This window comes from Kitasatospora putterlickiae, from assembly GCF_039527695.1.
Taxonomy (GTDB): Bacteria; Actinomycetota; Actinomycetes; order Streptomycetales; family Streptomycetaceae; genus Kitasatospora; species Kitasatospora putterlickiae.
In genome coordinates this window covers 2,597-11,603 of the sequence record NZ_BAAAKJ010000083.1, presented here as the reverse complement: position 1 = coordinate 11,603, position 9,007 = coordinate 2,597, and the positions used below count along the sequence as shown (strand labels likewise).

Below are 9,007 nucleotides of genomic sequence, written 5' to 3'. Positions count from 1 at the left end.
GGCGCCGCGCCAGGCGGCCATCTGCAGCGGGAAGTTCCACGGGACGACGGCCGCCACCACGCCGACCGGCTCCCAGCGCACCCAGCTCTCGTGGCCCGTCAGGTAGCGGCCGGCGGCGGGCGCGGTGCCGGTGCGCGCGGCGCCCGCGTAGAACCGGAACAGGTCGGCGACCTCGCGTATCTCCGAGGCCGCCTCCGCCTCCGGCTTGCCGGTGCCGGCCTGCTCCAGCACGGTGTACTCGGTGAGGTGGCGCTCGATCAGGTCGGCGAGCGCGTCCAGCCGGCGTTCGCGCTCGCGCGGGGTGAGCGCGCGCCAGCGCGGGGCGGCGGCCCGTGCGCGGCCCACCGCCCCGGCGACCTGTCCGCCGCGCGCCGGGACGAGCGTGCCCCGGGTGTGGCCGGTGCGCGGGTCGGTCAGGTGGAACTCGGGCGCTTCGGGGGAATCGGTGGTCGGTGCCATGACGGGGCCTCCCGGGCCGGGGCAGCAGAGGACGGGACGGTCAACGGGGTCACAGATCGTAGGCGCGCAGCCAGAGTTCGAGGGTGAGCACCAGCCAGAGCTTGCCGCCCTGGCGCGGCAGCAGGGTGCCTTCGCGGCGCATCCAGGTGCGGACGGTGTCCGGGCGGACCAGTCCGCGCTCGCGGGCGGTGCGTCCGAGCAGCAGCTCGCCGGACAGCTCGCGCAGCGGCCCGTGCAGCCACTGCTGGACCGGCACCCGCATGCCGCTCTTCGGCCGGTCGACGACCGCCGCGGGCAGCAGGTCCCGCACGGCCTCCTTGAGCACCCACTTCTCCACCGTGCCGCGCAGCTTGAGGGTCGGGGGAGTGGCGAAGGCGTGGTCGACGACCCGCCGGTCGAACAGCGGCGAGCGGCCCTGCACCCCGCGCGAGGCGGTGAGCCGTTCGACCTTGGTGAGGATGTGGTGGGCGCCCTTGGTCCGCAGGTTGCAGTGCAGCAGCTGGTTGAGCAGCGCGTGCATCGGCCCGGGGGCCAGGTAGGGGGCGACGAAGCGGCGCGGCCGCGGCTCGCCGGCCAGGGCGCGCAGGGCGTCGGCGGTGAGCAGCCGGGGCAGGTCCTCGTAGCACTTGCGGTAGGAGCGCAGATAGGCCTCGGCCCGCGCCTCGGGCGCCGGGTCGTCCCGGTGCATCTCGTGCACCAGCATCGGCAGGTTCTTCGGCCCGCCGTACACCGGGTCGCCGCCCTCGCCGTTGAGCGAGACGGTGAGCCCGTCGGCGGCGACGGCCTCGGCGAGCATGAGGTTGGGGACGGTCAGCGGGTCGCCGACCGGGCTGTCCAGCAGGGCGACGGTGTCGGCGAGCCGGGCGGCGACCTCCTCGCCGGAGACGGTGAGGATCCGGTGCCGGGTGCCGCAGTGGCCGGCGACCAGACCGGAGTACCCCAGCTCATTGGGCAGCCGGTCGCCGAAGCTGATCGAGTAGGTGTGCACCGGCCGGTCGTGCAGCCGGGCGGCGAGCGCGGTGACCAGTGAGCTGTCCACGCCGCCGGAGAGCAGTACCCCGACCGGCTCGCCGGCCGGCAGCAGCCGNNNNCCCCCGCCGGGCGGTGGCCGCTTCGAGCAGGGCGCGCAGCTCCTCGGCGTACGTCTCGGCCGGCGGTGCCTCGCCCTCGGGCAGCCGCTCGGCGGGCTCCCAGAACGGCTCCTGGCGGGCGGAACCGTCGGCGGCGAGGCGCAGCACCCGGCCGGGCAGCGCCTCGTGGACGCCGCGCAGCAGGGTCTCCTCGCCGGGCAGGTAGGCGAAGGTGAGGAAGGAGCGGACGGCGGCCAGGTTGAGGCCGGTGCCGAGGGCGGGCCAGTGGCGCAGGGCGCGCAGCGAGGTGGAGGCGGCCCAGCAGCCGTCGGCGCGGGCGTAGAACAGGGTGCGGGTGCCGGTGTGGTCGCGGATCAGCACGAGGTCGGCGCCGTCGACGACGGCGAGCGCGAACATGCCGTCGGCCCGCCGCAGGCCGTCCGCGCCGAGCCGCAGCCACACGCGCAGCAGCAGTTCGCCGTCCGGGCAGCCGTCGGGCGCCGGGGCGCCGGCCGAGGCGAGGGCGGTGAGCAGGTCGGGCCGGTTGTGCAGGGTGACCTCGCCGACGGCGGTGGTGCCGTCGACGGTGAACGGGCCGGTGGCGAAGCCGGGTTCGGCGGGGAGCAGGGCGGCCTGGGCGCCGGCGGGCGCGCGGGAGCCGGTGAGCGCGGCGAGGTGGGTGCGGGCCCGGTCGGCGTCGGGGCCGGCGCAGGCGCAGCAGCGGGGCATGGTGGTGCGGTGCCTTTCGTCGAGGGGCGGCCCGCGCCGGGACGGGCGGGCGGGGCCGGGAGCCGGTGGCGGCTCAGCCGAAGTCGTCGCCGTCCCAGCCGTCGTCGGAGTCGTTCCAGTCGCCGAAGTCGTCGTCGGCGGCCGGGTCGACGGCGGCGGGGTCGTCGTGGCCCACCGCGGCCTCCCCACCGCCCCCGTCCCCGCCCCCGCCGGAGGAGGAGGACGAGTCGGCGGACTGCTGCCGGGCCTGCGCGCGCAGTTCCTCCTCCTCGTCCTCCGACAGGGCGTCCGGCGGCAGCTGCGCGGCGGTGATCGCGGCGACGCCGGCCACGCCGAGGGCGCCGACCACGACCCCGAGCCGCCCGCCGAAGGAGCTGCGGTTGAGGGTGACCAGCCCGCCGCCCCACACGGTGCGCCCGTAGCCGATGTCGCGGCCGTACTCGGCGGTGCCGTCCGCGTAGCGCCGCTTGACCAGGTCGCGGCCGAGGGGTTCGTCGATACCGGTGCGGCCGAGGCTGTCGTGCCAGTGGATTTGCCGGTCGGTGCCGCGCCGGCGCCACTCGCTGCGGCCGTCCTCGTACCGGCGGTGCACTTGGCCGTCCGCCAGCAGTTCGTCGCGGTAGCCGAGGTGGCGTGCGTTGCTCATGGGTGCGGGGTCCTCACGGATCGGGACGGGTCGGGCGGGTCGAGGGGGAGGCGGGTCCGGGCGTTCAGCCGGCGGGCCAGCTGAGGAAGCCGCTGCCGCGCGCGTTGCGCACGCGCCGGCTCAGCGGGGTGCGGCGCGGTCCGGCCGTGCCGCCGCCGCGGAGTTGGCGGATCACGGTGTGCAGCAGCCGGGCCGGGGGCACGGCGGCCAGTTCGATGGTGCGGCCGCTGCCCAGCCAGGCCCGCTCCTCGGGGCGCAGCCCGGCGGGCAGCGGGCCCCGGTAGCCGTGCGGGCCGCGTCCGGAGGTCAGGTGCAGGGTGGTGGCGTGCCGGGGCACCAGGCCCATCGAGCGCACCCGGACGTCCCGGGCGGCGCCTGGCCCGTACGCGGCCCGGACGTCCTCGAAGCGGGCGAGCCCCGACGGGCTGGCGTCGTGCAGCACGTGCACGACGGCGCCCCCGGCCCGCTCCAGCCCGGCCACCAGCCGTTCGTCGAGCGGCAGGTCGCCGGCCGCGACGATCGGGCAGGCGGCCTCCAGGTGCAGGTCGTTGGCGAGCAGCATCGCGGTGATCTCCCGGCTCTGGCAGACCAGCAGCCGGGGCAGCCCGTAGTCGTAGAGGTCGGACTCCGCGGCGGCGGCGGCCGGGCGCGGGCCGGTCGGATGGGGCGCGGGCGGCGCGAGCAGGCCGGGCAACTCCGCGCGGCGCGCGGCGAGCGCGGCCGCGAACCGGGAGTACCGGACCGGGGGCGCCAGCGTGTACGGGATCCGGCGCGGCCCGGCGTGCAGCGGCTGGAGCACCCGGCACAGCTCGTAGTAGAGCTGGCGCTCGGTGTACCGCAGCCCGCCGGGCGCCCCGGCCCGGGCGGCGGCGACGGTCAGCGCGCCGTCCAGCAGCGGATGCGGGGTCATTCGGTTCCTGCCTCTCCTCGTCCCCGCCGTCACGCGGGGCCCTTGCCGAGGTCCGGCCCGGGTTCGGGCCAGGTCATGAAGCCCACGGCGAGCGCCCGCCGGCGGGTCTCGACCGGGGTCTCCGGCCGTTCCGCCTCCGGGGAGCGCGCCGACGGCGCGGTGATCCGTTCGGCGGCCCGGTCGGCGACCGCCATCAGCCGCTTGGGCGGCAGCGCGGCCAGCGGGGTCCACCAGCCCGCGGCGAACCAGTCGCGCTGGCTGCCGGTCAGCTCCGGCACCTCGCGCTCCAGCCGCGCGTACAGCTCCCGTGGCCGGTGCAGGTCGCGCAGCAGCGTGTACTTGTGCTCGTCGACCAGCACGGTGCGCACCGACAGCCCGGCGTCCAGCACCCGCCGACCGGCGCGCGCCGCCCGCGCCTCGGCGACCAGCAGGTGCCCCTGCGGCGAGGCGTCGTGCAGCACCACCAGCGGCAGGCCCGCCGGGACGGCCCGCAGGTTGTTGACGATCAGCGCGCGGTGGCGCTCGGCGTAGCCGTTGGCGCGCAGGAACACGCGGACGGTGAGGTCCGGGCAGAACAGGGCGAACGCCGGGTCGGCGGGCGGTGGTCCGGGCGGTACCAGCGTGTCCTCCACCAGGCCGGCCGGCAGCGCGCCGTAGACCGCCCGCCAGCGGTTCAGCACGGTGTCCCGGAACGCGTCCTGGGTCCACCGCGACTCCACCGAGGTGTCCGGCGCGGGGACGCCCGACAGCACCAGCCGGCGGATGCCGAAGCCGATCAGCGTGATCCCGACCAGCACGGCCACCGGGGCGAAGCCGATGTCGATCAGCGGGACGGCCATCAGGAGCGCGATCAGCCCCGGGACGATCAGCCCGGCCGCGCTGCCCTTCTCGGCCCGGAACCTCTGCGGCGGCCGGCCCCGGTGCTGCAGGGCGTAGTTCAACTGCCCGCTGGTGACGGTCAGCCGGCCCTCGTCGGAGAGCTTCGCCGTCACCTTGCGGATCCGCACGTCGTGCAGGCCGAGGCCGTCGAGCTTCGGGTCGAGGGCGAACTCCTCGCGGCAGTACGAGCAGCGGCGCTTGGGGCGCTGGCGCTGGAGCAGGTCCTTCGAGCAGTGCGGGCAGATCATCGCGGCACCTCCGGCACCGGCCAGCTGAGGAATCCGACATGACGGTTCAGCGCCCGTTCGGCGGCCCGCTCGGCCATCGCCAGGAGCCGTTTGGGCGGGACGGCGGCGAGCGGGCTCCACAGGCCCGCCCCGAACCAGGCGCGCTCCGCCCCGGTGAGGCCCGGCAGCCGCCGCAGCAGCGCCTCCAAGGGCTCACGCCGCTGGTGCTCGTACAGGTGGAGGGCCCGGTCCGGTGCCGTCAGGACGGCGCGCGCCGACAGGCCGGCGTCCACCACCGGGCCGCCCGGCCGCGTGGCGCGGACCTCGGCGGCCAGCAGGCAGCCCTGCGGCGAGGCGTCGTGCAGCACCACCACCGGCACGTCGTCGGGGAGTTCGCCGGGAGTGGCGACGAGCAGGGCCCCGTACCGCTCGGGGAAGGCGTTGGCGTGCAGGAAGGCGGTCACCGTCGGGTCGGGGCAGAGCACCGCGAGGGCCGGCGGGCCCCCGGGCACGACGGGCGTGACGGCGGAGTCCTCGACCACGCCCGCCGGGAGGCCGCCGTAGACCTGGACCCACCGGTCCGTGATCGTGCCCCGGAACGCCGCGACGCTCCAGGCGGTGTGCTCGGCCAGCGGCGTGGTCCACCCCTCCTGCTCCCGCCACAGGGCGTCCCGCCGTTCCTCCCAGGCCAGATCGGCCTGCTTCCAACGGCGCACGATCCCTCGGCGCCGCGCCAGCCGGAGCGCCGGTTTCGCCATCGTCACGAGCAGGCCGAGCCCGAGGCAGACGGCCAGGACGGTGATCACGATGAGGGCGGGGAGGTGCACCGCGAGGACGTAGGCGACGACCAGCGAGACGACGCCGAGGCCGAGGCCGAGGGACACGTCGGCGACGCCGTCGAAGTGGGGGCTCGGCGGCCGCCCCGGCGGGACNNNNGCCCGCCCCCGCTCCTGGTGCGCCCAGCGGAGCTGTTCGACCGTCAGCGGGATCCGCCCGCCGTCGCCGAGCCGCTCGACGGTGCGCTTCAGACGGAGGTCCTGCAGGCCGTTGGTGAGCTTCGGCTCCAGGGCGAACGGCCGCCGGCAGCGCCCGCAGACCCGGCCCGTGCGTTCGCGGGCGAGCAACCGGGCCTCGCAGTGCGGGCAGATCATCGCGAGCCGTCCTCCAGCGCCGCCGCCAGCCGGCGCAGCCCGGCGGCCAGCCGCTCCCGCCGGCCGACCGGCCCGATCCGCTGCCCGCGCTCCACCGCCCGCAGCGCCTGGGCGAGTTCGTCCTCCGAGCGGCGCTCGGCCTCGGCGGCGGTGATCGCGTAGTCCTCGTGGTCGATGCCGTACCCGGTGTTGGCGGCCAGGATGTTGAGCGGTTCGCGGCCCCGGTTGGCGAAGGAGTGCGGCATCAGCTCGGGTATCCGGATCAGCAGCCCGGGCGTCAGCGGGACGTCGACCACCCGGCGCCGCTCGGCGTCGTACAGGCCGCAGGCGGCGTGGCCGAGGCTGAGCACCAGGTGCTCGCCGCCGTGCGCGTGCGGCGTGAAGGCGCTGCGCGGCGCGACGATGCCGAGCTTGTAGGTGGCGTTCGACGGCCGCTCCGGCGAGGTCTTGGCGTCACCGACCAGGTAGTGGGCGAACTGGCCCTCGTCGATGAACCGGAGCAGTTCCTCGCCGGCCGGCCCGTGGGCCGCGCCGGGTCCCAACTCGCGGGCGCCGTCGCGGTCGGCGAGCAGCACGCGGCCGTCCGGGCGCAGCCGGTACAGCTCCGCGCCGGCCGGCAGCCGCCCGGCGAGCCGTTCGAGTTCCCGCAGACCGGACCGTACGGACATCGGCCACCCCACCCCCACCTCGACCTGTGCGACGTCATCCCCGGTGACGCGGGCCGCCGCGCGGCCGGTTCCCGCGGTCGGGGACCGGCGTTGCGGATCCTACGCAGCCGAGGTGACATCGCCCAGGGGATCAGGGGTCAACGGCCGCGGGCCACCACGAAGTCCGGCAGCGCGGAGAGGAACGCCAGGGCCCGCGCCGCCTCCTCGTCCTCCGGTTCCGGCGCCCCCGCCAGCACCGCCCCGACCTCCCGGCCGGCGGCCGCCACCAGCCCGGCCGCCGCCTCCCGGGCGTGCGCCACGCAGTCGTAGGCCGCCATCCGGTCGAGCAGCCAGGCCACCTCCTCCGCCGCCCCGGGGCCGCGCCGCGCCCGGGTGAGGCTCAGATGGCGCACCACCCGGGCCCGTTCGGCGGGGGTGGCGCGCTCCAGCAGCCGGATCAGCATCAGGGTGCGCTTGCCCTCCCAGAGGTCCCCGGCGATCTCCTTGCCGTACTCCTCGGCCTCGCCGGTGAGGTTGAGCACGTCGTCCTGGATCTGGAAGGCGGCGCCCAGGTACCAGCCGAACCGGTCCAGCCGGGTCGCGTCGGCGCCCGCGCCCCCGGCGACCAGCAGGCCGGAGCGGCAGGGGTAGAGGAAGGTGTACCAGGAGGTCTTCTTCAGGCACATCCGGTAGTAGTCGGAGCCGGTCAGCGCGCAGACGTTGTCCCGGATCCAGGCGATCTCCAGGGCCTGGCCCTCCAGGGACTGGCGGCACATCAGCTCGGTCTCCTCGAACAGCCGCCAGGCCAGTTCCCCGCCGAGCGCCCGCCGGTTGGCCATCACCCGGCGCAGGCCGAGCAGGTTGGTCGCGTTGCCGACGTTCAGCGCGACCTCGACGCCGTACCGGGCGGGGAGGGTGGGCGCGCCCCGGCGCAGCTCGCTGCCGTCCTGGATGTCGTCGTGGACCAGGAAGGCGTTGTGGAACAGCTCCACGGTCACGGCCGGGTTGAGCGCCCGTTCGGACCGCCCGCCGAAGGCCGCGCAGGTGGCCAGGCAGAGCGCCGCCCGCAGGCCCTTGCAGGGGCGGGTCGGGTAGTCGGCGGCCAGTTCGTAGAGGTAGGGCGGGCTCTGCTCGGGGATGTGGCGCAGGAGTTCGGCGAGGGTCCGCTCGCGGTAGCGGGCCAGCACGTGTTCGACCAGCGGCGCGCCGAGGGCGGGGGACGGTGCCGGGGCCGTCACCCCTGCGGCCGCCCGTCCGGCTCGGCGCCGGGCGCACCGTCGGGGCCGTCGGCCGGGCGGGCCGCGCGCCGCGGTCCGAAGGCGTCCTGCAGGCCCCGGTTGGCGAGGCCGGGGGCGAGCGAGCCGAGGCGCAGCAGCAGGTCGACGACGTCGTGGGCGTTGGCGGTGAGCCGCTGGGCGTGCTCGGAGACCTCGCCGGTGGTGCCGGTGAGCACCCGCTCGCTGACCGCGTCGATGAGCTGGTGGGTGTTCTCCGAGACCCGGCGCACCAGCTGGTCGAACTCCTCCTGGTCGACCCGGTGCTCCATGGTCAGCCGCTCCGTCGCCACCTTGGCGTCGGCGAGTCCGGCGGCCAGTTCGCGCTCCAGGACGGCCGCGGCCTCCATCACCGCGCGCGAGCCCTGCTCGCCCAACTCGCTGAACCGACCGGCGTCGGGCATGGCTGACCTCCTGGTTCACGGGCTGAGTCGGGCGCCGGCGGGGCGCCGCCTTGATCGCCGATGGTACACGGACGTGTGCGGAGCGTGTCCACGGCGGCGCGGGGGTGGTGGTCGACGTCGGTGCGTGCGGGGGTGCGCCGCTGCCGCCCGGCGTGCGGCGTGGATCGCGCGCCGCCTGCCGCCCGGGCGGCTCCCGGGGCCGCGCCGCGGCGGTCCGGCGAGTCGGTGGCCGGGTGCCCGCTGGTCACTGGTAGTGATGGCCTGGTCGCGGGGCGCTCCGCCGGAAGGGGGGCGGGCGGAACCCGCACGGGACCCACACGGGACACCTCGGTACGGCGTGGCACGGCGCGGTACGGCACGGGACAGGGAGCGGTCATGGGTGGCAGGCAGCGTCCGCCGAAGGCGCGGAACGTCGGGTCGGTGGTCGACACCGGAGCGGAGATCGCGAGGTTGGAGGGCTACCTCGCCTGGGAGGCGGAGGTCGCGGCGGCCGAGCGGGACGCCCGGGCCTTCGCCGACCGCTTCCCCTGGCTCATGGCGGACGACCGCGAGGCGCTGGAGCGGGCCTACGCCGACGACCGGCTCCGGTACGCGGAGGAGGTCGTCGACCG

Annotated in this window: 9 protein-coding genes and 1 pseudogene; 1 reads left to right on the top strand and 9 read right to left on the bottom strand. The window is 76.5% G+C overall.

The features are described from left to right. From ABD308_RS09290 to ABD308_RS09250, 9 genes are all read right to left on the bottom strand, one after another. A partial coding sequence (locus ABD308_RS09290; protein ID WP_344330641.1) for an aldehyde dehydrogenase family protein occupies positions 1 to 459 on the bottom strand: 459 nt, incomplete at its 3' end. A gap of 49 nt (positions 460 to 508) precedes the next feature. Next, positions 509 to 1,498 carry an asparagine synthetase B family protein gene (locus ABD308_RS09285; protein ID WP_344330639.1) on the bottom strand — a complete coding sequence of 330 codons (990 nt, stop codon included), beginning with the start codon at positions 1,496 to 1,498 and terminating at the stop codon, positions 509 to 511. Further along, positions 1,404 to 2,258, bottom strand: a complete 855-nt coding sequence (locus ABD308_RS09280; RefSeq protein ID WP_344330638.1) for an asparagine synthetase B family protein — start codon at positions 2,256 to 2,258, stop codon at positions 1,404 to 1,406. Before ABD308_RS09280 ends, ABD308_RS09285 begins: the two co-directional genes overlap by 95 nt. Before the next feature lie 73 nt (positions 2,259 to 2,331). Then, positions 2,332 to 2,904, bottom strand: coding sequence for a hypothetical protein (locus tag ABD308_RS09275; RefSeq protein WP_344330636.1), 573 nt, complete (start codon positions 2,902 to 2,904; stop codon positions 2,332 to 2,334). A 64-nt stretch (positions 2,905 to 2,968) separates the two neighbouring features. Further along, positions 2,969 to 3,814, bottom strand: a complete 846-nt coding sequence (locus ABD308_RS09270; protein ID WP_344330635.1) for a hypothetical protein — start codon at positions 3,812 to 3,814, stop codon at positions 2,969 to 2,971. Positions 3,815 to 3,843: 29 nt separating this feature from the next. Further along, a complete protein-coding gene (locus ABD308_RS09265) occupies positions 3,844 to 4,941 on the bottom strand; it encodes a hypothetical protein (protein ID WP_344330633.1) in 1,098 nt (365 codons plus the stop codon). Positions 4,942 to 6,067: 1,126 nt separating this feature from the next. Continuing rightward, the gene (locus ABD308_RS09260; RefSeq protein ID WP_344330630.1) at positions 6,068 to 6,739 is read right to left on the bottom strand and encodes a cupin domain-containing protein; all 672 of its coding nucleotides are present in this window, start codon (positions 6,737 to 6,739) and stop codon (positions 6,068 to 6,070) included. 137 nt (positions 6,740 to 6,876) lie between these two features. Further along, positions 6,877 to 7,956 carry a polyprenyl synthetase family protein gene (locus ABD308_RS09255; RefSeq protein ID WP_344330624.1) on the bottom strand — a complete coding sequence of 360 codons (1,080 nt, stop codon included), beginning with the start codon at positions 7,954 to 7,956 and terminating at the stop codon, positions 6,877 to 6,879. Further along, positions 7,953 to 8,396 carry a hypothetical protein gene (locus ABD308_RS09250; protein WP_344330619.1) on the bottom strand — a complete coding sequence of 148 codons (444 nt, stop codon included), beginning with the start codon at positions 8,394 to 8,396 and terminating at the stop codon, positions 7,953 to 7,955. The genes ABD308_RS09255 and ABD308_RS09250 overlap by 4 nt, the downstream gene beginning before the upstream one ends. Before the next feature lie 375 nt (positions 8,397 to 8,771). Between ABD308_RS09250 and ABD308_RS09245 the strand changes: the two are divergent. Next, positions 8,772 to 9,007 (top strand): annotated as a pseudogene (locus ABD308_RS09245) (hypothetical protein); the annotation flags it as partial.

What these genes read in the sequence shown, in the direction of transcription:
- ABD308_RS09265 (WP_344330633.1), bottom strand. Translation starts at nt 4,941, where the DNA reads ATGATCTGCCCGCACTGCTCGAAGGACCTGCTCCAGCGCCAGCGCCCC.
- ABD308_RS09275 (WP_344330636.1), bottom strand. Translation starts at nt 2,904, where the DNA reads ATGAGCAACGCACGCCACCTCGGCTACCGCGACGAACTGCTGGCGGAC.
- ABD308_RS09250 (WP_344330619.1), bottom strand. Translation starts at nt 8,396, where the DNA reads ATGCCCGACGCCGGTCGGTTCAGCGAGTTGGGCGAGCAGGGCTCGCGC.
- ABD308_RS09260 (WP_344330630.1), bottom strand. Translation starts at nt 6,739, where the DNA reads ATGTCCGTACGGTCCGGTCTGCGGGAACTCGAACGGCTCGCCGGGCGG.
- ABD308_RS09270 (WP_344330635.1), bottom strand. Translation starts at nt 3,814, where the DNA reads ATGACCCCGCATCCGCTGCTGGACGGCGCGCTGACCGTCGCCGCCGCC.